This is a genomic window from Stenotrophomonas sp. Steno-C17 (assembly GCF_056393165.1).
On sequence record NZ_JBWJPD010000006.1, the window covers coordinates 176,020 to 197,485 of the forward strand.

At 67.8% G+C, this 21,466-nt stretch carries 18 protein-coding genes; 8 read left to right on the forward strand and 10 right to left on the reverse strand.

From position 1 onward, the window contains the following. Window positions 1-86 precede the first annotated feature (86 nt). Complete coding sequence (locus AC06FA_RS07920; protein ID WP_478067827.1) at window positions 87-665, forward strand: histidine phosphatase family protein; 579 nt, start codon at window positions 87-89, stop codon at window positions 663-665. Between the two features lie 108 nt (window positions 666-773). Here AC06FA_RS07920 and AC06FA_RS07925 read toward each other — a convergent pair whose 3' ends face one another. Then, window positions 774-1,133 carry a TfoX/Sxy family protein gene (locus AC06FA_RS07925; RefSeq protein WP_478067828.1) on the reverse strand — a complete coding sequence of 120 codons (360 nt, stop codon included), beginning with the start codon at window positions 1,131-1,133 and terminating at the stop codon, window positions 774-776. Continuing rightward, the gene (locus AC06FA_RS07930) at window positions 1,130-1,612 is read right to left on the reverse strand and encodes a GAF domain-containing protein (protein WP_478067829.1); all 483 of its coding nucleotides are present in this window, start codon (window positions 1,610-1,612) and stop codon (window positions 1,130-1,132) included. The genes AC06FA_RS07925 and AC06FA_RS07930 overlap by 4 nt, the downstream gene beginning before the upstream one ends. A 69-nt stretch (window positions 1,613-1,681) precedes the next feature. Here AC06FA_RS07930 and bioD point away from each other — a divergent pair, with 69 nt between their 5' ends. Continuing rightward, complete coding sequence (gene bioD / locus AC06FA_RS07935; protein WP_478067830.1) at window positions 1,682-2,386, forward strand: dethiobiotin synthase; 705 nt, start codon at window positions 1,682-1,684, stop codon at window positions 2,384-2,386. A 121-nt stretch (window positions 2,387-2,507) separates the two neighbouring features. Here the strand turns inward: bioD and AC06FA_RS07940 are convergent, their stop codons facing one another. The 4 genes from AC06FA_RS07940 to msrB form a co-directional block, all read right to left on the reverse strand. Further along, entirely contained in the window at window positions 2,508-3,950 is a 1,443-nt protein-coding gene (locus AC06FA_RS07940; RefSeq protein WP_478067831.1) for an aminotransferase-like domain-containing protein, read from the reverse strand. A gap of 305 nt (window positions 3,951-4,255) precedes the next feature. Beyond that, window positions 4,256-4,990 carry a peptide-methionine (S)-S-oxide reductase MsrA gene (gene msrA, locus AC06FA_RS07945; protein ID WP_478067832.1) on the reverse strand — a complete coding sequence of 245 codons (735 nt, stop codon included), beginning with the start codon at window positions 4,988-4,990 and terminating at the stop codon, window positions 4,256-4,258. Between the two features lie 14 nt (window positions 4,991-5,004). Next, entirely contained in the window at window positions 5,005-6,762 is a 1,758-nt protein-coding gene (locus AC06FA_RS07950; RefSeq protein WP_478067833.1) for a redoxin family protein, read from the reverse strand. 2 nt (window positions 6,763-6,764) lie between these two features. Beyond that, window positions 6,765-7,343, reverse strand: coding sequence for a peptide-methionine (R)-S-oxide reductase MsrB (msrB, locus tag AC06FA_RS07955; protein WP_478067834.1), 579 nt, complete (start codon window positions 7,341-7,343; stop codon window positions 6,765-6,767). A 144-nt stretch (window positions 7,344-7,487) separates the two neighbouring features. Here msrB and AC06FA_RS07960 point away from each other — a divergent pair, with 144 nt between their 5' ends. Both AC06FA_RS07960 and AC06FA_RS07965 read left to right on the forward strand, forming a co-directional pair. Further along, the gene (locus AC06FA_RS07960; RefSeq protein WP_478067835.1) at window positions 7,488-8,207 is read left to right on the forward strand and encodes a response regulator transcription factor; all 720 of its coding nucleotides are present in this window, start codon (window positions 7,488-7,490) and stop codon (window positions 8,205-8,207) included. After that, complete coding sequence (locus tag AC06FA_RS07965; protein ID WP_478067836.1) at window positions 8,204-9,676, forward strand: sensor histidine kinase; 1,473 nt, start codon at window positions 8,204-8,206, stop codon at window positions 9,674-9,676. The genes AC06FA_RS07960 and AC06FA_RS07965 overlap by 4 nt, the downstream gene beginning before the upstream one ends. 133 nt (window positions 9,677-9,809) lie before the next feature. On the opposite strand, the gene AC06FA_RS07970 is transcribed toward AC06FA_RS07965, so the two are convergent. Further along, window positions 9,810-10,163, reverse strand: coding sequence for a phasin family protein (locus AC06FA_RS07970; RefSeq protein ID WP_199934639.1), 354 nt, complete (start codon window positions 10,161-10,163; stop codon window positions 9,810-9,812). Between the two features lie 114 nt (window positions 10,164-10,277). Then, complete coding sequence (gene queD / locus AC06FA_RS07975; RefSeq protein WP_478067837.1) at window positions 10,278-10,640, reverse strand: 6-carboxytetrahydropterin synthase QueD; 363 nt, start codon at window positions 10,638-10,640, stop codon at window positions 10,278-10,280. A gap of 188 nt (window positions 10,641-10,828) precedes the next feature. Here queD and AC06FA_RS07980 point away from each other — a divergent pair, with 188 nt between their 5' ends. Beyond that, window positions 10,829-13,468: a TonB-dependent receptor plug domain-containing protein gene (locus AC06FA_RS07980; protein ID WP_478067838.1), complete on the forward strand. Its 2,640-nt coding sequence runs from the start codon at window positions 10,829-10,831 to the stop codon at window positions 13,466-13,468. Between the two features lie 62 nt (window positions 13,469-13,530). After that, on the forward strand, window positions 13,531-16,125 hold the full coding sequence (locus AC06FA_RS07985) for a M14 family zinc carboxypeptidase (protein WP_478067839.1): 2,595 nt from the start codon (window positions 13,531-13,533) through the stop codon (window positions 16,123-16,125). Between the two features lie 511 nt (window positions 16,126-16,636). Here AC06FA_RS07985 and AC06FA_RS07990 read toward each other — a convergent pair. Both AC06FA_RS07990 and AC06FA_RS07995 read right to left on the reverse strand, forming a co-directional pair. Continuing rightward, window positions 16,637-17,260 (reverse strand): hypothetical protein, encoded by a 624-nt coding sequence (locus AC06FA_RS07990; RefSeq protein ID WP_478067840.1) that lies wholly within the window; start codon window positions 17,258-17,260, stop codon window positions 16,637-16,639. Between the two features lie 174 nt (window positions 17,261-17,434). Beyond that, entirely contained in the window at window positions 17,435-18,856 is a 1,422-nt protein-coding gene (locus tag AC06FA_RS07995) for a DEAD/DEAH box helicase (protein WP_478067841.1), read from the reverse strand. Window positions 18,857-19,785: 929 nt separating this feature from the next. Here AC06FA_RS07995 and AC06FA_RS08000 point away from each other — a divergent pair. Continuing rightward, a complete protein-coding gene (locus AC06FA_RS08000; protein ID WP_478067842.1) occupies window positions 19,786-20,775 on the forward strand; it encodes a fumarylacetoacetate hydrolase family protein in 990 nt (329 codons plus the stop codon). Window positions 20,776-20,789: 14 nt separating this feature from the next. After that, window positions 20,790-21,458 carry a maleylacetoacetate isomerase gene (gene maiA, locus AC06FA_RS08005; RefSeq protein ID WP_478067843.1) on the forward strand — a complete coding sequence of 223 codons (669 nt, stop codon included), beginning with the start codon at window positions 20,790-20,792 and terminating at the stop codon, window positions 21,456-21,458. Window positions 21,459-21,466: the final 8 nt, after the last annotated feature.

Sequence of the window (21,466 nt, forward strand, 5' to 3'; positions counted from 1 at the left end):
GTAGAATATCCCCTCGCTCCCGTGGTGCCGTTGCCGATGTCCCGCTGTTTCCCGCAGTTCCCGCGTTGCCTGCCCAGGACGCGCGCATGATCCTCGATCTGGTCCGCCACGCTGCCAATGGGCGCGATGAATTCCTCGATGGCCGCAGCGATCCGCCGCAGCTGGCCCGTCTGCCGCAGGAACTGGTCGATGCCTACGCCGCGCAGGAATGGCAGCGGGTGATCAGTTCGCCGCGGCTGCGTTCGCTGCACACCGCGATGGCCCTGGCCACCCCGCGCGGGCTGGACGTGGACGCCGACGAGGAATGGGAAGAGCTGGATTTCGGCGACTGGGATGGGCAGAGCCTGTTTGATCTGCCCGAAGACGCGCTGGCCGCGTTCCATGCCGACCCGCATGCGTTCCCGCCGCCGCACGGCGAAAGTTGGGGGCATTTCGAGCGCCGCATCGCGCGCGCGCTGGACCGCCTTCTGGACGAAGAGGACGCCGTGCCCACCGTGGTGGTCAGCCATGGCGGCCCGCTGCGCATGGTGCTGTCGCTGGTCTGTGGCCTGCCGCTTTCGCTGTGCTGGGCCCTGCGCATCGACCACGGCACGCGTCTGCGGGTGTGGGTCGAGCGCGGTGAAGTGGGGTTGGTGGGCGAACTGCTGGAACTGCAGCAGCCCTGAGTGCGTCGCCGGGCATGGCCCGGCGCTACCCGACGAATACCGGGCCACGCCCGGCGGAGACGCGCGCACACCGGTAGCGCCGGGCCATGCCCGGCGAGCGCGGCGCCCTCAATCGTCGTCGGTGCTGTCGGTCGTGTCGTCGTCGTCGTCGCCGTCATCGAAGCGCTTCTCGTGCACCGGGCCCGAGGCCGGGCCGGCCGCCTTCAACGGGTGTGCGGCAATACGCGCTTCGTAGTCCTGTACCAGCGCTTCGCGCTGCGGTTCGCTCAGCTCCTGCCAGTGGCAGTCCAGCAGCGCGCCTTCCAGCGAATAGAGCAGGTTCAGGCTGGGTTTGAAGCCGGCCCGCTTGACCTTCACGAAGGCCCCGACCGCGCCGAGCGCGGCCAGGTCTTCGCGGCTGCGCAGACCGACCTGGCGCAGCCAGGCCGCACTCTTCGGGCCGATGTTGCGCAGCTTGGCCGCGCTCATCCCAACGCCTCCACGAACACGCGGGCGATGGCTTCCAGGCCGGCCTGGTCGTCGCCATCGAAGCGGGCGGCCTTCGGGCTGTCGATGTCGAACACGCCGATCAGTTCATCGCCGCGCAGCAGCGGCACTACCAGTTCCGAACGCGAGGCCGAATCGCAGGCAATGTGGCCGGGGAAGGCATCCACGTCCTCCACGCGCTGGGTGACGCGCTGGCTGGCGGCGGCACCGCACACGCCCTTGTCCAGCGGGATGCGCACGCAGGCGGGCAGGCCCTGGAACGGGCCGACGACCAGTTCCTTGCCGTCGTACAGATAGAAACCTACCCAGTTCAGGTCGGGCAGGGCGTGGTAGACCAGCGCAGAGAGGTTGGCCGCATTGGCGATACGGTCGGTCTCGCCGTAGACCAGGCCACGGGCCTGTTCCAGCAGCTGGGCGTATTTTTCCGGCTTGCTGCCGGTAAGCGAGGCATTGGCGAACATGGCCGCAGTCTAGCAAGCGCGCCGGGCCAGCGATAATGAACGCTCTGTTGCCCTGCTGGAGCCCCTGCCATGCCGTTGCCCACCGTGTTGCCGCCGGCGCTGTTCGTCACCGGTACCGATACCGAGATCGGCAAGACCGCTGCCAGCACGGCACTGCTGCACGCGCTGCGTCGTCGCGGCCTGCGCGCGGTGGGCATGAAGCCGGTCGCCAGCGGCAGCCAGGACCTGGGGCAGGGGCTGCGCAATGACGATGCGCTGGCCCTGCAGGCGGCCAGCGACCCCATCCCGGCCTATGCCGATCTGAATCCCTATGCGTTGCGGCATCCCCTGGCGCCGGAACTGGCCGCGGCCGAAGACGGCGTGCAGGTGCAGCTGGCGCCGATCGTGGCGGCGTTCGATCGCCTGCGGGCCACGGCTGACACCGTGGTGGTGGAAGGCGTGGGTGGCTGGCTGGCACCGCTGTCGGCGCAGCTGGACCAGCTTGACCTGGTGCGCGCGCTGGGGCTGCCGGTGGTGCTGGTGGTGGGCCTGCGCCTGGGCTGTGTGAACCATGCGCGGCTCACCGCGCAATCGCTGCAGGCGGCCGGCGTGGAGTGCCTGGGCTGGATCGGCAACCACATCGATCCGGCCATGCAGCGCCAGGACGAAAACATGGCCACCCTGGTGCAGCGCCTGCCGATGCCGTGCTGGGGCCGCCTGCCCTATCTGCCAGGCGCCGATGGCCGAACCCTGAGCGAGCACCTGGGCGCGGGCCAGCGCGCGGAGCAGCGGTAGAGTCGACTGTCAGTCGACTATCGCGCGCAGCGCGGGGTTCTGGGGCGTTCTACGGGAAGCGGTCGACTGACAGTCGACTCTACCCCGTCGTCACCCACCCGTCGTCGATTCCAGCCGCTCATCACCGTGCCGCCAACTCCCGCGCGATCGCACCCAACCGTTCGACCGCACCGATGAACCGCGCATCCAGGCTCTGGCAGCACGACAGCCGCAGGCAATGGCGGTAGCGCGCGCCGCGCGAATACACCTGGCCCGGCATGAACACGATGTCCTCCTGCAACGCGCGTTCGAACAGTTCGCCGGTATCGACGCCCGGCAATTCCAGCCACAGCAGGAAGCCGCCCGAGGGTTCGGTGGCGCGCGTGCCTGCGGGGAAGTGTTCGGCCACCAGTTGCCGCAGGCGCCCCACCTGTTCGCGGTACAGGCGGCGCATGCGGTGCAGGTGGTGCTCGTAGCCACCGCCTTGCAGATACGCGGCCACGGCGTCGGCCAGCAACTGCGGTTCGCCACCGGTGCTCTGGAATTTCAGCAGCGCGATGCGTTCGGCGAAGCGGCCGCCATCGAGCCAGCCGATGCGGTAATCCGGCGCCAGCGTCTTGGAAAAGCCGCCCACCACCATCACCCAGCCGTCGCGATCGAAGGTCTTCAGCAAGGGAGCCGGGGGCTCGCTGAACTGCAGTTCGGCGTACACCGCATCCTCGATCAACGGCAGCTGTCGGGTATTGGCCAGCTCGGCCAGCCGCTGCTTGTCGGCCACCGGCATGCTGCAGCCCAGCGGGTTGTGCACGGTGGGCATCACCACCACGGCGGCCAGCGCGGTGTGCTCCAGCAGGGCCTCCAGTGCATCCACCTGCAAGCCATGCTGCGGATGGGTGGGAATCTCGATGGCGCGCAGGCCCAGGTTGGCCAGCAGCGGGTACAGGTTGAAGTAGGACGGTGCTTCGATGCCGACGGCATCGCCAGGCTCGGCTACCGCACGCAGCGCCAGCTGCAGTGCTTCCATCGCACCGTGGGTCAGCAGCAGCCGCTCGGCCTGGGTGTGCAGCCCCATGCGCGGGCCGCGGCGCACGATCTGCGCCAGCAAGCGGGGCGAGCCGTTGGTGCGTGCATAGGTTTCCAGCGTGTGCTGGCCATGCCGCAGCACCTGCGCCGTGTGCCGGGCCAGCTGAGCGCCAGGGTAGAACTGGCGACCACGCGGGCCGGCGAAGGCCAGATCGACCACGCCGGGGCGTTGCTGCGCGGCCAGCACGCGCGCCATCAGCGCCTGCTGCTGCGGCGCGGTGGGGGCAGACGGCGCGTCCCGCAGGGAGCGCTGTGGTGGCGACAGGCGCGGCGCCACCTCGAAGCCGGCCTTGGGCCGTGGGATCACCAGACCGGCGTCTTCCAGCTGGCGATAGGCCGCAATCACGGTGTTCAGGCTCAGCTGGCGCTGCGAAGCCATCTGCCGCAGCGAGGGCAGGCGGCTGCCCACCGGCAACCGTCCGCCATGGATGGCCTCGGCCAGTTCATCGGACAGGCGCTGGTAGCGTGGCGGGGCCATGCTGGCCTGTTCATCTGTATCCATCGATCTGGCCATGCGCTGGCTCTGTACCCGTTGTGCGGGTGAGCCTAGCATTTCCTTGTCGGCCCGGCCTGATCGGGGCAGGGCCGAACTTTCGCAGCGCACGGTCCTGGTGGCCGTGCGTTTTTTTTGCGGCGGGTTCGTGGCGTCGAGCGTGCTCGACCGGTTGACCCAGGTAGAGTCGAGCTTGCTCGACTGATCGGCAAAGCAGTCGAGCAAGCTCGACTCTACGAAGGACCAAGTCGAGCAAGCTCGACTCTACGAAGGGCCAAGTCGAGCAAGCTCGACGCTACAGAAGCGGGGTGCCATCAGCGCATCGGTACCAGCGTGGGCTGGCGGCGGTACAGCGCGGGGAACTGGCGGCCCAGCGCGGCCAGTTTCGGGGCGTCGTAGTAGCGGATGTACGCGGCCTGCGGGTAGTTGGCCATGTAGTTCTGGTGGTAGGCCTCGGCCGGGTAGAAGCGCTGCCCGCTGGCAATCTGGGTGACGATCGGTGCGCGGTAGACGCCGGCCTGCTGCAGCTGGCCGACGTAGGCGCGGCTGGCCGCCAGCTGGCGCGCATCGTCGCTGAAGATCGCCGAGCGGTACTGGCTGCCATGGTCCGGGCCCTGCCGGTTCAACTGGGTCGGGTCGTGCGCCACCGCGAAGAACACCTGCAGCAACTGGCCATAGCTCACCTGGCGTGGGTCGTAGTCGACCTTCACCGCTTCGGCATGGCCGGTATCGCCGCGGCTGACCCGCTCGTAGCGCGCGTTGGCCGCGCTGCCACCGGCATAGCCGGACACCGCATTGCTGACGCCCTTCACGTGCTGGAACACGCCCTGCACGCCCCAGAAGCAGCCGCCAGCAAACACCACGCTGGCATGGGTGGCATCGTCGGCAAACGCGGCCGCCCCGGTCGGCGCGGGCAAGGCTACGGGCGCAGGCGCTGCAACAGGCGCGGCGACGGCGCCGCGGTCCAGCAACAGCACGCCTGCCACCAGCGCGCTGGCGACCAGGCCGGCCACGCCGGCGGCAATTCCCTGTTCAAAGGACAGCTTCATCGCAACCTCCCGGTTCAACCGAAGGTAAAGGCGTAGGCCTGCACGCCGGCATCAAGGAACTCGATCTCGAAACGGTGCGGCGCTACCGCACCGCGCTGGCGCACCAACTGGTACAGCCGGTGTTCGTCGACTACGCCGCTGCCATCGGTGCGCACATCCGCGCCGGCATCGGCGGCAGGCAACGGCTTGCCATCCAGCAGCACGCGGAAGCGCACCGGGCGTCCGTCCGCGCCGGGCGCCAGCACCAGATGCAGGTCGCGCGCATGGAACTGGAAAGCGATACGGCCGCCGCTCTGCTGCAGTTGCGCGTCTTCATCGTGCACCGTCCAGCGCCCGGCCAGCCCCCACTGGTTCAACGCCAATGTCGTGGGCAGGGTGTAATCGAACGGCGCGTCCTTGCGCTGGCCGCCGGGCGAGGCGAAGTGTTCGGCGCGGGCATGGCCCAGGTAGGTTTCCGGCGAACGCAGGTTGCCCATGTCGGCCTGCGCGGCCACACCCTGCAGATCGGCGGCGGCAGGGTCGGCCGGTGCCGGCAGGTCGGTCTGTCCGGCTTCGGTCAGCAGACGGCGGATCACCTGTTCGGAATGCGCGTAGTTGCCCTCGCCGAACTGGTGCGCGCGGATGTTGCCCTGTGCATCCACGAAGTAGTGCGCCGGCCAGTAGTTGTTGTTGAACGCACGCCAGATCGCGTACTGGTTGTCCAGCGCCACCGGGTAGTCGACCTGCAACTGCTGCACCGCCTTCATGACGTTGCGCGGGTCCCGTTCGAAGGCGAATTCCGGTGTGTGCACGCCGATCACCACCAGGCCATGGTCGCGGTAGCGGCGTTCCCATTCGTGCACATAGGGCATGGCGCGCAGGCAGTTGATGCACGAGTAGGTCCAGAAATCGACCAGCACGACCTTGCCGCGCAGCTGCTCGCGGTCCAGCGGCGGGCTGTTCAACCAGCCGGTGGCGCCGGTCAGCGCGGGCAGGGTGCCTTCCACGGGCAACGGTGCATCGGCTGCAGCGCCAGTGGCCGACATCATCATCGACGGCGGCGACGGTTGTGCGCCGGGCACGGCATCCAGCAGGCCCTGTTCGATGCGCGCGGTGCTGACCGTGGAAAGACGGGTCAGCAGACCGGTGTCCCAGCCCAGGCCGATGGCCACCACGGCCAGCAGCGCGGCAACGCCCAGCACCTTGCGCACGGCGTCGCCCAGCCCCAGCCGCGCCTGCAATGCGCGGAACACGCGGCCACCCACCCACACGGCCAGCGCCAGCGCGGTCATCGCGCCCAGCGCATAGGCCAGCAGCAGGGCACTGGTGCCCACGCTGGCGCCATGCAGGGCGGCGCCGGTCAGTACCAGCCCCAGGATCGGGCCGGCGCACGGCGCCCACAGCAGGCCGGTGGCGATGCCGATCAGCAGCGAGGTCCCGGCGCCACCGCGGCCGGCGGCGTCGGCGCGTGCGCTCAAGCGCGCACCCACGCGCTGGAACGGTGCCAGCAGGTGGTCGGCCAGGCGCGGCCACAGCAGCGCCAGCGCGAACAGCGCCATCAGCACCAGCGCCACCCAGCGCCCGATCTGGTTGGCCTGCGCCACCCATTGGCTGCCCACCGCGGCCAGGCTGGCCACCACGGTGAAGGTCAGCGCCATGCCCAGCAGCAGCGGCAGGGTGCTGCGCAGGAACGGCCGGTCGGCGCGCGCGAACACGAAGGGCAGCACCGGCAGGATGCACGGGCTGAGCAGGGTCAGGGCACCGCCCAGGTAAGACAGCAACAGCAACAGCATGGTCAGGCTCCTGCAGCAGAAGAAGTGGCGCCGACAGGCACGCGCCAGCCACCGCTGGCGTCCTGCTGCGCCGGGCCGGGCTGGAACAGCAGCGCCACCCCGTTCATGCAGTAACGCAGCCCGGTCGGGCGCGGGCCGTCGTTGAAGACATGGCCCAGGTGGCCACCGCAGCGCCGGCAATGCGCCTCCACCCGCAACATGCCGAAGGTGGTATCGCGGTCCTCGCCGACGGCGTTGTGCAGCGGCGCCCAGAAGCTGGGCCAGCCGGTGCCGCTGTTGAACTTGGTGGACGAGGAGAACAGCGGCAGACCGCAGCCGGCGCAGACGAAGGTGCCGCTGCGGTGCTCGCGGTCCAGCGGGCTGCTGCCGGCGCGTTCGGTGGCCTGCTGGCGCAGAACGGCGTATTGCGCCGGGGTCAGCAGGCGGCGCCATTCGGCATCGCTGCGCATCACTTCAAACTGGCGTTGCGGGCGAGCTTCAGCGGCTGCCGGAGTGGCCCGGCTGCAGGCGGCCAGGCCCAGCAGGCCAGCGGCGGTGGCGGCACCGCCCAGACCCAGCAGGTGGCGTCGGGTGAGGGGCATGGCGGACTCCGGGAAGGGGCGACGGGGCCATGCTGCGCCTGCCTGGGTCAACGAATCCTCACGCAGGATTCAATTTTTCGTGAGGTATCGGCCACCGTCCCGCGCCACAATGCGGACAGCCTCCCCACTGGCCCCGAGCTGCCGATGTCCGCAAAACGCGTCCTGATTGTCGAAGACGATGCCCATATCGCCGATCTGCTGCGCATGCACCTGGCCGACGAAGGCTATGAGGTGATGCACGCGGCTACCGGCGACGCCGGCCTGCACCTGCTGGAGCAGGACGGGCCCTGGGACGCGCTGGTGCTGGATGTGATGCTGCCGGGCGTGGACGGGCTGCAGGTCTGCCAGCGTGCGCGTTCGATGGCGCGTTACGTGCCGATCATCATCATCAGTGCGCGCGGCAGCGAGACCCAGCGCATCGTCGGCCTGGAACTGGGCGCCGATGACTACCTGGCCAAACCCTTTTCCATGCCCGAGCTGGTGGCGCGCGTGCGCGCGCTGCTGCGGCGTGCCGAAGCGATGGCCCAGAGCGCCCGCATCGATGCCGGTGCGATCGATCTGGGCGGGCTGCGGCTGGACCCGGTGGCGCGCACCGCATCGGTGGAAGGCAACGTGCTGGAACTGACCCCGCGTGAGTTCGACCTGCTGCTGTTCTTCGCCCGCCATCCCGACCAGGTGTTCGCGCGCATGGAACTGCTGAACCAGGTCTGGGGCTACCAGCACGATGGCTACGAGCACACGGTGAACACCCACATCAACCGCCTGCGCAGCAAGATTGAAACCGACCCGGCGAACCCGCGCCGGCTGCTGACCGTGTGGGGGCGCGGCTACAAGCTGGTGGACCCGGCCGGGGCGGGCGCATGATCACGCCGAACCTGTGGCAGAAACTGGCGGCGGTGATCGCCGCGCTGATGCTGGTGTGCTGCATGGCGTTGCTGGCGCTGCAGATGCGTGCCAACACCCGCCACGAACAGGAAGTGGTGCAGCGGTTGTCGCTGGGCCTGGCCGAGCACATCGCCCAGCGCAGCGAACTGATGGACACCAGCGGCATGCGCGATGCCGCCGTGCGCGCGCTGTTCGGCCAGCTGATGGCGGTCAATCCCAGCGTGGAGGTGTACCTGCTGGACGAGCAGGGCCGCATCCTCGGTCACGATGCGCCCAGTGGCCACCTGCGGCGTGACCGCGTGGATGTGGCGCCGCTGCGTCGGCTGCTCGCGGGCGCGCCGCTGCCGATCCTGGGGGACGATCCGCGCAGCGAGCGCGGTCGCAAGGTGTTCAGCGTGGCGCCGCTGGTCGTGCAGGGGCGTCCGGCGGGCTACGTCTACGTGGTGCTGGTGGGAGAGCACCGGCAGATGCTGGCCGACGATCTGGCCGCCAGCAGCCAATGGAACACCACGCTGTGGTCGATCGTGCTGGTCGGCAGCCTGGGCGTGCTGGCTGGCCTGCTGGCGTTCTACTGGGTCACCCGGCCGCTGCGGCGGCTGACCCGGCGCATCCAGGCGTTCGACATCGACGCGCCGTCGGTGCTGCCGCCGCTGGCACCGCTGCGCCCCGGCGAGCGCGACGAACTGAAGATCCTCGAACATGCCCATGCACAGATGGCGCAGCGCCTGGGCGAGCAGTGGCAGCAGCTGCGCCAGCAGGACCTGCAGCGGCGCGAGCTGGTGGCCAACATCTCGCACGATCTGCGCACCCCGTTGTCATCGCTGCATGGCTACCTGGAAACCATGGCGCTGAAAGAGACGACGCTGGCGCCCGATGAACGCCGCCGCTACCTGGGCATCGCCCTGGCGCAGAGCGCCAAGGTCGGACGGCTGGCGCGCGCGCTGTTCGAACTGGCGCGGCTGGAACACGGCGAAGTGCGCCTGGAATGGGAGGTGTTCGCGCTGCCCGAGCTGGTGCAGGACGTGCTGCAGAAGTTCGAACTGGCGGCGCAGGCGCGTGGGCAGCGGCTGCATGCGGATGTGCCGCAGGGCCTGCCGCTGGTGCGCGCCGACCTGGGGCTGGTGGAGCGGGTACTGACCAATCTGCTGGACAACGCCTTGCGCCACGCGCCCGAGGGCGGCCAGGTAGCGCTGGCGTTGCGCGCCACGGAGGACAGCATCGAGGTCAGCGTGGCCGACGATGGCCCCGGCGTCGCCCCGGCCCTGCGCGAAGGCCTGTTCCAGGCACCGGCCGCGCTGGGCGCGCGGCGCGGCGACAACGGTGGGCTGGGCCTGTTGATCGTGCAGCGCATCGTGCAGCTGCATGGCCGCCGCATCGAACTGCGCGAGAGCGCGCAGGGGGCGCTGTTCGTGTTCAGTCTGCCGCGCGCGGATCGCGCGGCGGCCTGACGCGCCGCTTCGCTCGCCGGGCATGGCCCGGCGCTACCGTATCGCAGGCAAAAAAAGACCCGGCAGAGGGAGGGATCTGCCGGGTCCGGATTGCATGGGGGGAGGGACCCATGCAATGAGCGTGGGCGTAACGTCAGTGGCTGTTGGCCGTGGCGTCCGCCGTGGATTCGTTGTGGCCCTGTACCAGTTCAGACCAGGCCTTTCCGGCCTGCAGGCCCAGATCGACCATGTCCTGCTGGGCCTGGCCCAGCCGCTGCAGGTTGTCCTGCCACAGCTGCGCGCCCTTGGGCAGCAAACCCGCCGGGTCCTCGCTGCGGGCCAGTTCGCCCAGCCAGCCGCCGGTCGCGGTCAGGTTGCGTTCCATCACCTTCAACTGCACGCCGAACATGCTTTCCGCGTTCTCCAGCGCCATCCGGTTCGCACGGGTGGCGGCCGCCGCCAGCTGGCGGGTGGCATCACTGAAACGATCGGCGAAGGCGTTGGCCATGGCTGCGTCGAAGAAGTTGATGCAATGCAGCATACGCCGATCATGCCGCATTGCAACAAAAATAATGAAGGCGCCCAGGGCGCCTTCAAAAAGCCTTCAGGATCAACGGGTTGATCAGGCGTTCGGGCCGCGGTAGCGGCAGCCGGAGGTGCAGGTTTCGTGCACGGTGATCTCGCTCAGCGCCGGCAGCACGGGCTTCAGCTCGTTCCAGATCCACACGGCCAGGTTCTCGCTGGTGGGATTTTCCAGGCCGGGAATGTCGTTCAGATAGTGGTGGTCCAGGCGCTCGTAGATCGGCTGGAAGGCCGCTTTCACGTCGCCGAAATCCATGATCCAGCCGGTCTGCGCGCCGGGTTCGCCTTCCACCTTCAGTTCCACCCGGAAGGAGTGGCCGTGCAGGCGCGCGCACTTGTGCCCCGGCGGCACGTTGGGGAGACGGTGCGCCGCCTCGAGCATGAAGACTTTGAAGATTTCCATGCCGCGATTGTACGCCGCCGGCCGCTCGCTGACCCGCCTGCATCGGTTGCTGATGTAAACATTTCATTTCCATCTTGATAAAGAGATGTTAGCTTCTCTTATATCCGTATGAAGAGATGTTATTGGTCCGGACCGGGCCAGGCATGGACTACTGCGGAACTTGTCGTCGCCACCACCCCACGAACGTCATGCCCCAGAACACCCTCCTTGCAGCGGCCCTTGCGGCTGCCCTGGCCACGCCGTTGTCCGCGGCGGCCGACACCTCCACCGACGCCAGTGGCGAAGCCAGCACCCTGGCTGCCGTGCGCGTTACCGGTTCCAACATCAAGCGCTCCGACACCGAAGCCTCCAATCCCGTGCAGGTGATCGGCCACGAGCAGCTGCAGGCCAGTGGCAAGGCCACCGTGGCCGACGTGCTGCGCTCGATCTCGGCCAACACCGGTAACGCTGCCAACGAAACCACCAACAACGGCTGGGCGTCCGGTTCGGCCGGCATCGGCCTGCGCGGCCTTTCGCAGAAGAACACGCTGGTGCTGCTGAACGGCCGTCGCCTGGCCAACTACGGCTTCCCCGCCGGCGGCCTGTCGGACACCTTCGTCAATCTCAACGCGCTGCCGCTGGTGGCCGTTGAACGCATCGAAGTGCTGAAGGACGGCGCCTCGGCCGTGTACGGCTCCGACGCCGTGGCCGGGGTGGTCAACATCATCACCCGGCAGAACTTCCAGGGCGCCGAAGTCGGTGGCAGCACCGGCACCGCCGACCAGGGCGGGCTGGACGAACAGAAGCTGCATTTCGTCGGCGGCATCGGCGATCTGGACAAGGACGGCTACAACATCCTGGTCAGCCTGGAAGGCTACAACCGCGACCGCCTGGACCAGGACCAGCGCGACCTGACCAAGAGCGGCATCTACAGCGACCAGCCCGGCGGCCGCTGGAACGGCTGGTCGGCCAAGGGCGCGCGCTACCTGGTGAACGGCGTGTCGGTTCCCATGCTCGATGCCAATGGCAACTGCCCCACCGGCACCACCCGGGTCGCCAGTGCGCCCATCGACGGCCTGGCCGGCGATACCTGCGGCTTCAACCAGGCGCCGTACACCACCCTCATTCCGTCCACCAAGCGCTGGCAGGCCTACGTCAACGGCACCTTCCGCGTCAGCGACAACGTCGAAGCCTTCGGCGAAGTGCTGTACAGCGATATCAAGGGCGTGTCCTGGTTCGGCAGCAGCCCGTACTTCACCCTGGAAAGCGGCCGTTTCGCGCTGAACGCCGATACCGGCCTGGCCGAGCCCGTGTCGTCCAACCTGCCGGCCAGCAGCCCGTACAACCCGTATGGCCGCGCCATCCCGATCGAATACACCTTCTTCGATCTGGGCGGCACCATCAAGACCAACCGCTCGCAGGCCTACCGTGGCCTTGTCGGCCTGCGCGGCAGCACCGCCAACTGGGATTGGGAAGTGGGCGCCTTCGGTGCACGCAGCAGCGAGCGCGAGACCGTGTCCGGCGGCTTCGCCAACCGCTGGGCGCTGGCCGATGCGCTGGCCACGGGCAGCTACAACCTGCTGAACCCGTCGGCCACCCCGGCCGAGGTCATCAACGCGATCAACATCAGCACGCTGCGCCCGGCCGAGTCGGTGCTGCAGGGCATCGATGCCAAGGTGTCGGGCACGCTGGGCCGCACCTGGGCCGGTGATATCGGCTTCGCCGCCGGTGCCGAATGGCGCCGTGAGAAGCTGGATTCAGAAAATCCGTGGCAGATCGACGCCGGCCTGCAGATCCGTCCGGCCATCGCCGAAGTGCATGGCGAACGCAAGGTCACCGCGGCCTACGCCGAAGTGAACGTGCCGCTGGCCTCCACGCTGGAGCTTTCCGCCGCCGCGCGCGCTGACCATTACAGCGATTTCGGCGATGCGTTCTCGCCGAAGCTGGGCCTGCGCTGGCAGCCGCTGGACATCCTGCTGGTGCGTGCCTCGGCCTCGAAGGGTTTCCGCGCGCCGTCGCTGTCGGAAAACTCCAACAGCACCAGCATTTCCTACGGCAGCGTGATCGACCCGCGTGATCCGGACGTGCCGGGCTCGCGGCAGAACCCCACCTTCTTCACCGTCGGCAACAACGATCTGAAGCCCGAGCGCACCCGCAGCTACAACCTGGGCTTCGTGCTGTCGCCGTGGTCGAACACCAACCTGAGCGTGGATTACTACAAGATCGAGCTGGACAACCTGGTCGGCACCAACAACAGCCAGACCCTGGTGACCGACAACGTGGCCGGTGCGGTGCTGCGCGACGAGCGCGGCAAGCTGCTGGCGGTGTACAACCGCTACCAGAACCTGAGCAGCCTGAAGACCTCGGGCATCGACGTGGAACTGCGCCAGCGCATTCCCACCGACGCCTTCGGTGAGTTCACCGTGTCCAGCGCCTTCACCCATGTGCGTGATTACCGTCGCCCGACCGTGGTCGGTGGCCCGCTGGTGGATTACGCCGGCAGCAACCTGGGCGCCACCCTGCCCAAGAACAAGGCCACCACCACGCTGGATTGGCGCTACGCCGACGTAAAGGCCGCGCTGACCTGGTACTACACCAGCGGTTACGACCAGAAGGCCAGCACCGCGGCCGCCGCCGTGCAGGATCGCGTGGATGCCTACAACCAGCTGGACCTGTATCTGGCCTACACCGGCTTCGACCAGCTGACCCTGTACGCCAAGGTGCAGAACCTGGCGGACAAGGAGCCGCCGTATGACGCCTCCTTCCCCGGTATCCGCGCGCCGTACGACTTCAGCCAGTACGACCTGCGCGGGCGCTACTTCACCGTCGGCTTCGATTACCGCTTCTGAACCACCGGCCGCGACCGGCCAGCACTGGCCGGTCGCGCTGCCCTGCATTCCGGGAAACCATCGTGTCCTTCCATCGCCGTACCGTCCTGCCGCTGCTGATCGCCGCGGCCACCGTCCTCGCCGCGCCTGGCGTGGCCCAGGCGCAGAGCAGTTACTTCTTCCCGCAGGCCAGCGAGGCCGCGGCCTTCGACGCCAGCATTCCCACCCCGGAACAGTTCCTGGGCTATCCGATCGGCAGCCGTTTCACCCGGCATGACCAGCTGGTGGCCTATTTCCAGGAGCTGGCGCGTCATTCGGACAAGATCAGCGTGCGCGAGATCGGCCGCAGCTACGAAGGCCGGCCGCTGCTGATCGCCACCGTCACCGCCGCCAGCAACCAGGGCCGGTTGGAGCAGATCCGCCAGCAGCACGCGACCCTGGTCGATCCGGCGCAGCCGCGCAGCGCCGCCGGTGACAGCCCGGTGGTGGTGTGGCTGGGCTACAGCGTGCACGGCAACGAAACGTCCAGCGGTGAAGCGGCCATGCTGACCGCCTACTACCTGGTGGCCAACCGCAGCGCCGAAACTCAGCAGTGGCTGCAGCAGGCGGTGGTGTTGTTCGACCCGGCGCAGAACCCCGATGGCCGCGATCGCGCGGCGAACTGGCACAACGCCTGGGCCTCGGACCCGGCCTCGGCCGACCCGGCCGACAAGGAACACGTCGAACCCTTCCCGCAGGGCCGCACCAACCACTACTTCACCGATCTCAACCGCGACTGGCTGGCGCTGACCCAGCGCGATTCGCGGCCGAAGGTGGAGGTGTTCCACCAGTGGTACCCGAACGTGCAGATCGACTTCCACGAGATGGGCAAGGACAACACCTACTACTTCGAGCCGTCGCCGAAGAGCATGCACAGCCCGCTGATTCCGGCGGCGTCGTATGAATTCAACAAGACGCTCGCCAAGTACCACGCGCAGTCGCTGGATGCGCTGGGCTCGCTGTACTACACCGGCGAAAACTACGACAACTTCTCCCCGGTCTACGGTTCCACCTATCCCGATTTCCACGGCGCGGTAGGGGTGACGGTGGAGCAGGCCAGCTCGCGCGGGCGTGTGCAGGAATCGGTGAACGGCCTGCTGACGTTCCCGTTCACCATCCGCAACCAGGTGGCCACCGGCCTGGGCACCGTGCGTGGCGCGGTCACCGAACGCAGTGGCCTGTTCGATCTGCAGAAGACCTTCTTCCAGAGCGCACTGAAGCAGGCCGGCCAGCAGCCGGTGAAGAGCTTCGTGTTCGGCGATGCGCACGACCCGGCGCTGACCCGCCGCCTGCTGGAACTGCTGCTGCTGCACCGTATCCACGTGCAGGCGCTGCCGCGCGATGTCAGCGTGGACGGCCAGACCTTCAAAGCGGGTAGCGCCTACGTGGTGCCGGTGCAGCAGGCGCAGTTCCGCCTGGTCCATTCGATCTTCGCCGAAACCCCGCCGATCAAGGGCGACGTGTTCTACGGCAGCACCAGCTATGCCATCGCGCCGGCCTACGGCGTGGCCTTCGCTGGCAGCCGCAGCCGCATCGACGGCGGTGCCGCCGTTGCGGAACTTCCGGCGGCCAGCGGCGGTGTGGTCGGTGGTCAGGCCACCTTCGCCTATGTCATCGACTGGCGCGACTACAACGCCGGCCGTGCCCTGGCCGAGCTGCAGGGCAAGGGGGTGCTGGCGCGTGCCGCGTTCAAGCCTTTCACCGCCGGTACCGCGCAAGGCGACGTGGCCTTTGCCGCAGGCAGCATCATCATTCCCGTGGCAGGCCAGTCGTTGCAGGGCGCTGCGCTGCTGGACGCGGTGAGTGCGGCCACGCGCAGCGCCGGCGTGCAGGCCCATGCACTGTCCAGCGGCCGCAGCCGCGATGGCATCGATCTGGGCAGTGACAGCGTCAAGGCACTGCGCAAGCCGGCCGTTGCGCTGGTGATGGGCGAGGGCGTGACGGCCACCGAGATCGGCTCGGCCTGGTTCCTGCTCGATCAGCAGCTGCACCTGCCGGCCAGCAAGCTGGACCCGCAGCAGCTGGGCAAGGTGCCGTTGGATCGCTACACCACCCTGGTCCTCTCGGGTGGCAACTACGCCGGCGTGGACGCCACGGCAGTGGCCGCGCTGAAGCGCTGGGTGCAGGCGGGCGGTTCGCTGGTCACCTACGGCAGCGCCTCGAAGTGGGCGATCGAACAGAAGCTGGCCGAGGGCGAAAAGCTGGGCAAGGATGAGGATGCCGCCGACGAGAGCCGTCGTGCGTTCGGCGACCAGCGCGATATCGCCGCGATCGAGCGGGTCAGCGGCAACATCCTCAGCGCCGACGCCGATACCTCGCACCCGCTGGCCTTCGGCGTACCGCGCCGGCCGCTGGCGGTGAACAAGGAAAATGCCGTGGTGCTGCAGCCCAGTGCCAATCCGTTCTCCACCGTCGTACGTATCGACAGCCCGCCGCGGGTGAACGGTTATCTGTCCGAACGCAACCGCAGTCGCGTGGCGGGCAGCGCCTGGTTGCTGGTATCGGCGCAGGGGCAGGGCAACGTGGTGTTGTTTGCCGATGACCCGGCCCACCGCAAGTACTGGCACGGCACGGATCGCCTGCTGATCAACGCGATCTTCTTCGGGAATCTGGTGAATCCTAGTAAAGCGCGGGGTTGAGGCTTTACGCGCCTACCTGATGCTGGGGTGGGAGGACGGAGGGGCCGCGCAGGACACGCCGCAAGTACGTCCCTGTAGGCTCGTAGGCGCCATCCATGGCGCCTGCGGTCCTGCGCAACCCCTCCGTCCTCCCAGGACAGTTTCCTGCGGGCGCGGACGCATCAAACCCGAGGGCGGGAGCAAGGGCAAAAGCAAAAGCCGAAGCTCCTGCTTCGGCTTTTGTCTTTGAATTTGAATTTGATCTTTCTTCTCCCGGCTACCCTGCGGGACAAGAAGGCGCTGGAAATGTCTGAAGCGGATCGGGGCGGGGGGAGCGCGAAACCGCAGGCGCCATGGATGGCGCCTACGAGCCCCCATGGATGGGTTTACGGCGTGTTTCGCGCTCCCCCCGCCCCGATCCGCCCCAAGCAGAACCAACCGCAGGATCCAATACCACCCGGTAGCCAGCCAAAAAAAGGACGGCGCGTCAGCGCCGTCCCTCGATAGCCCTCCCGCGCAGCGGGACGCACGACTAGAAGCTGGCGCGCACGCCCACCCGGTACTCGGACGCGTCCTTGTCGAACTGGCCTTCCATTACCACGCCCCAGGTACCGGTAATGTTCAACTGCCCGCCAGCCACGCCATACCAGCGCGCCTCCTGTCCGTCGCCGCCGTTCGCATAACCGCCCTTCAGCCAGCCCTCCAGGTGATCGGTGAACCTGCCGCGCACACCGACCATGCCCAGCACCTGATTGAACCGCACGGTCTGGCGCGACCGTTCATCACCCACGCGATGGTCCGACTTCGCAGAGCGGTGGTTCCAGGCGAACTCGCTGGTGAAATCCACGCGGTCGCTGATCGGCGCGTGGTATCCCAGGCCGAGGTACGGCGCATCGAGCGTGGTCTTCACCTTCGCAGCGCCTGTCTGGTCCGTGCCGCTGACGCGTGATGCGCCAACGATCGCATGGAACTGCGGTGTGATTGCGAACGAACCTCGTACGTAGCCGCCATCGCTGGTGACGTCACCGTCATTGCCAGCGTCCAGTTGCAGCTGGTTCCAGCCCCCCTCCACATAGGTGTAGCTCATGCCGTCGTCGGCGATGGCTGTCAACGGAGCACCGAGCAGCAGTGAGGAGGCGAGGAGAATCTTGCGCATCATGCGTGTCCTTGTCGTAGCGATCCAGACCGGGACACCCCGCAGGCAACCCGTCCGCGACATCATGTCGCTGGCCGAGTCTATCCATATTTCACGCCGCGTGAACGGCCTGTGCCAACAAAAAAGGGACGCAGCTTTCACTGCGTCCCTTTCTGTTCTGCAAGGTCCAGGCGATCAGCCAGCGCGACCGCCGCCGTTGCCGCCCTGGCCACGGCCGCGGCCGCCACCATTGCCGCCACCGCCACGACGCTGGCCCTGACCCGTACCGGCACCTGCACGCTGCTGGCCATTACCACCGCCCTCGCGACGGCCGCCGCCCGACTTCTTCGGACCGGCATGCGCGTGACGCGGCGCATCGCCGTGCGGACGACGCGCATGGCTCTTGCGCGGCGCGCGTTCGCCGGTTTCGTGCTCGGCCTTGCCCGGCGCACTGTTGCCCCAGCGGATCGGCACCTGCAGCTCGAAGCCCGGCACGTCGCGGATATCCATGTCGCGGCCCAGCAGACGCGTGATCGCGCGCAGCAGCTTCACTTCATCCTGCGCGACCAGCGAAATCGCCTGGCCGGTGGCACCGTTACGGCCGGTACGGCCAATGCGGTGCACGTAGTCTTCGGCCACCATCGGCAGATCGAAGTTGATCACCTTCGGCAGTTCGTTGATGTCGATACCGCGCGCGGCGATATCGGTAGCCACCAGCACGGTCACCCGGCCGGCCTTGAAGTCGCCCAGTGCACGCAGGCGCTGGCCCTGGCTCTTGTTGCCGTGGATCGCGGCGGTCTTGATGCCCGACTTTTCCAGGAACGCAGCCAGCTTGTCGCTGCCGTGCTTGGTGCGTGCGAACACCAGGGTCTGCTCGCGGCTGTCCTGCGCCAGCAGGTGCAGCAGCAGGTCGCGCTTGCGGCCGCCGTCGACCGGGTGCACGCGGTGGGTGATGGTTTCGGCCACGGTGTTCTTCGGCGTCACCTGGATCTGTTCCGGGTTGCGCATGAATTCCAGCGCCAACTGACGGATGTTGTCCTCGAAGGTGGCCGAGAACAGCAGGGTCTGCCGGTTCTGCTTCGGCAGCTTGGCCAGGATGCGCTTGATGGACGGCAGGAAGCCCATGTCCAGCATGCGGTCGGCTTCGTCCAGCACCAGCAGTTCAATGCCGGACAGGTCGATGCTGCGGCGCTCCAGGTGGTCGATCAGGCGGCCCGGGCAGGCCACCAGCAGATCCACGCCACGGCGCAGGATGTCCAGCTGGTTGCCCATGCCGACGCCGCCGTAGATGCAAGCGCTGGGAATGCGCAGGTACTTGCTGTAGCCGCGCAGGCTGTCATGCACCTGGGTGGCCAGTTCGCGGGTCGGGGCCAGGATCAGCGCACGCGGCTTGCGCGGGCCGCTGCGCACTTCCTGCGAGGCGGTACCCAGGTGCTGCAGCAGCGGCAGGCCGAAGGCGGCGGTCTTGCCGGTACCGGTCTGTGCGCCGGCCAGCAGGTCGCGACCGGCCAGCGCCAGCGGGATCGCCTGCTGCTGGATCGGGGTCGGGTTTTCGTAGCCCTGCTCGGCAAGCGCACGCAGCAGGAAGGGCGCCAGGCCCAGCGATTCAAAAGACATTGAGATTGCTCCAAGTACAAGAAACGCCTGACCGATCGGACAGGCGGGGGCAGATCAGAGTGATCGGCTGACTCGGAGCGTTCCCGTGAACCGCGCTGCGAGAAGTTGGGTGCAGCCGGCGCGGAGCACAGGCTGGAATGCGTGACGAACGGTGTCGGAGTGGGGGCGGGCGAAGGGGCGGACCCCGGTCGCCGGCGATCCCGAAGGGAAACGGACGGCCGCTGCAGACCCGCATAGTCTAACCCAAGCCTGAGACCTCACGCAAAAACCCCTGTTCAGGGAAGGGTGAGGGTGCTGGCAGGGCTGCGCCCTGCACCCGCTACCGTCAACGTCAACGTCAACGTCAAAAGCGGGATATCCGTGGGATGGCGGGGTGGGTCCGGTTGCGGGGGACGCCGTAAACCCATCCGTGGGGGCTTAGCCGCGCCATCCATGGCGCGGATACCCCCGCAACCGGACCCACCCCGCCTTCGACAGTTTCGCGCGATCTGTCGGAACGGCGGTCTGCCTTGGTGGGTGTCGACCTTGGTCGACACGGATGAATTCATTCGATATCTGACCGATGTGTCGACCAAGGTCGACACCTACCAACAGCCGCGCAGAACGACAGGCGCCGTTGCCAACAGCCGCGTGAAGCTGTCAGAGGCGGGGCGGTGTGGGCTTGCAGGACCGCAGGCGCCATGGATGGCGCCTACGAGCCCCCATGGACGGGTTTACGGCGTGTCCTGCAAGCCCACACCGCCCCGCCATCCCACGGAATGCCCGCTTTTGGCGTTGCCGTTGCCGTTGCATTGAGCAGGTGCAGGGCTGCAAGCCCTGCCCAAACCCCCTCCTGCGGTAGGGTGGGCCGATGCCGCGCTGCAGCTTGGCTATGCCGCGCATTTGATTACACTTGAAACTTGTTTGCCTACGACTCCGGACACCCACCCATGAAGCTTGGTTCTTTGAAGGAAGGCGGCCGCGACGGCACCCTCATCGTCGTCTCGCGTGACCTGCGCCACGGCGTACGCGCCACCGGCATCGCCGCCACCCTGCAGCAGGCCCTGGAAGACTGGAGCCACACCGCACCGCGCCTGAACGCGCTGTACGCCTCGCTGAATGCCGGCGACGCCGATGGCGTGTTCGACCTGGACCCGCAGGCCCTCGCCGCGCCGCTGCCGCGTGCCTATGAATTCGTCGATGGCAGCGCCTACCTGCCGCACGTCGAGCGCGTGCGCCGCGCCCGTGGCGCCGAAGTGCCGGAAAGCTTCTACACCGACCCGCTGATGTACCAGGCCACCAGCGCTGCCTTCTACGGCCCGCGCGATGCCGTGAAGGTGATCAGCGAGGACTACGGCATCGATCTGGAAGCCGAGCTGGTGGTGATCACCGACGACGTGCCGATGGCCGTCAGCGCCGAACAGGCGGCTGGCCATATCCAGCTGATCGGCCTGGTGAACGATGTCTCGCTGCGCAACCTGATTCCCGGCGAACTGGCCAAGGGCTTCGGTTTCCTGCAGTCCAAGCCGCGCTCGGCGCTGTCGCCGGTGTTCGTCACCCCCGACGAGCTGGGTGACGCCTGGCAGGACAGCAAGGTGCACCTGCCGCTGCTGACCCACGTCAACGGCGCCTGGTTCGGTGCTCCGGAAGCTGGCGTGGACATGCAGTTCAACTTCGCCCAGCTGGTCGCGCACGCTGCCAAGACCCGCCCGCTGGGCGCCGGTGCCATCGTCGGCTCGGGCACCATCGCCAATGAAGACACCAGCAAGGGTGCCTCCTGCTTCGCCGAACAGCGCACTGTGGAAACCCTGCGCGACGGCAAGCCGAGCACGCCGTTCATGTCCTTCGGCGATGTGGTGCGCATTGAAATGCTCGATGCCGCCGGCAACAGCATCTTCGGTGCCATCGAGCAGCGCATCGAACAAGCGGCCAAGCCCTGAGCATGGAGGCGGCGATGGACATCCCGGTCGACGACGGCATCGTGCTGTACACCTACTGGCGATCCAGCGCCGCCTACCGCGTGCGCATCGGCCTGGAGCTGAAGGGCCTGACCTGGGAAGGGCGGCTGGTGCATCTGCTGCGCGACGGTGGCCAACAGCATGCCGATGCCTATGCCGCGCTCAACCCGCAGCAGCTGGTACCAACCTTGGTGCATGACGGCCATACGCTGAACCAGTCGCTGGCGATCCTGGAATACCTGGACGAGCGCTTCCCGCAGGTGCCGCTGCTGCCGGCCGATGCCGCCGGTCGTGCGCGCGTGCGCGGGTTGGCGCAGTTGGTGGCCTGCGATATCCACCCGATCAACAACCTGCGGGTGATGCAGTACCTGGAGCGCGACCTGCAGGTGCCGGCCGATGCGCGCACGCAGTGGACCCTGCACTGGATGGCCGAAGGGCTGGCGGCGATGGAAGCGCTGCTGGCCGGCAGCGGCGACACCGGGCGCTTCTGCCACGGTGATCGCCCCACCTTGGCGGATCTGTGCCTGATGCCGCAGCTGTACAACGCGCACCGGTTCGGCCTGGACCTGGCCCCGTACCCGACCCTGCGCCGCATCGAGATGGCCTGCCAGGCCGTGGAGGCCTTCGATCGCGCGCGTCCGGAAAACCAGCCCGACGCAGGCTGATGGCCACT

Coding starts and splice junctions, on each gene's coding strand:
- AC06FA_RS07990 (WP_478067840.1), bottom strand. CDS start 17,260: ATGCGCAAGATTCTCCTCGCCTCCTCACTGCTGCTCGGTGCTCCGTTG.
- AC06FA_RS07950 (WP_478067833.1), bottom strand. CDS start 6,762: ATGCTGTTGCTGTTGCTGTCTTACCTGGGCGGTGCCCTGACCCTGCTC.
- AC06FA_RS07980 (WP_478067838.1), top strand. CDS start 10,829: ATGCCCCAGAACACCCTCCTTGCAGCGGCCCTTGCGGCTGCCCTGGCC.
- maiA (WP_478067843.1), top strand. CDS start 20,790: ATGGACATCCCGGTCGACGACGGCATCGTGCTGTACACCTACTGGCGA.
- AC06FA_RS07960 (WP_478067835.1), top strand. CDS start 7,488: ATGTCCGCAAAACGCGTCCTGATTGTCGAAGACGATGCCCATATCGCC.
- AC06FA_RS07970 (WP_199934639.1), bottom strand. CDS start 10,163: ATGGCCAACGCCTTCGCCGATCGTTTCAGTGATGCCACCCGCCAGCTG.
- msrB (WP_478067834.1), bottom strand. CDS start 7,343: ATGCCCCTCACCCGACGCCACCTGCTGGGTCTGGGCGGTGCCGCCACC.
- AC06FA_RS07995 (WP_478067841.1), bottom strand. CDS start 18,856: ATGTCTTTTGAATCGCTGGGCCTGGCGCCCTTCCTGCTGCGTGCGCTT.
- AC06FA_RS08000 (WP_478067842.1), top strand. CDS start 19,786: ATGAAGCTTGGTTCTTTGAAGGAAGGCGGCCGCGACGGCACCCTCATC.
- msrA (WP_478067832.1), bottom strand. CDS start 4,990: ATGAAGCTGTCCTTTGAACAGGGAATTGCCGCCGGCGTGGCCGGCCTG.
- bioD (WP_478067830.1), top strand. CDS start 1,682: ATGCCGTTGCCCACCGTGTTGCCGCCGGCGCTGTTCGTCACCGGTACC.
- AC06FA_RS07920 (WP_478067827.1), top strand. CDS start 87: ATGATCCTCGATCTGGTCCGCCACGCTGCCAATGGGCGCGATGAATTC.
- AC06FA_RS07925 (WP_478067828.1), bottom strand. CDS start 1,133: ATGAGCGCGGCCAAGCTGCGCAACATCGGCCCGAAGAGTGCGGCCTGG.
- AC06FA_RS07930 (WP_478067829.1), bottom strand. CDS start 1,612: ATGTTCGCCAATGCCTCGCTTACCGGCAGCAAGCCGGAAAAATACGCC.
- AC06FA_RS07940 (WP_478067831.1), bottom strand. CDS start 3,950: ATGGATACAGATGAACAGGCCAGCATGGCCCCGCCACGCTACCAGCGC.
- queD (WP_478067837.1), bottom strand. CDS start 10,640: ATGGAAATCTTCAAAGTCTTCATGCTCGAGGCGGCGCACCGTCTCCCC.
- AC06FA_RS07965 (WP_478067836.1), top strand. CDS start 8,204: ATGATCACGCCGAACCTGTGGCAGAAACTGGCGGCGGTGATCGCCGCG.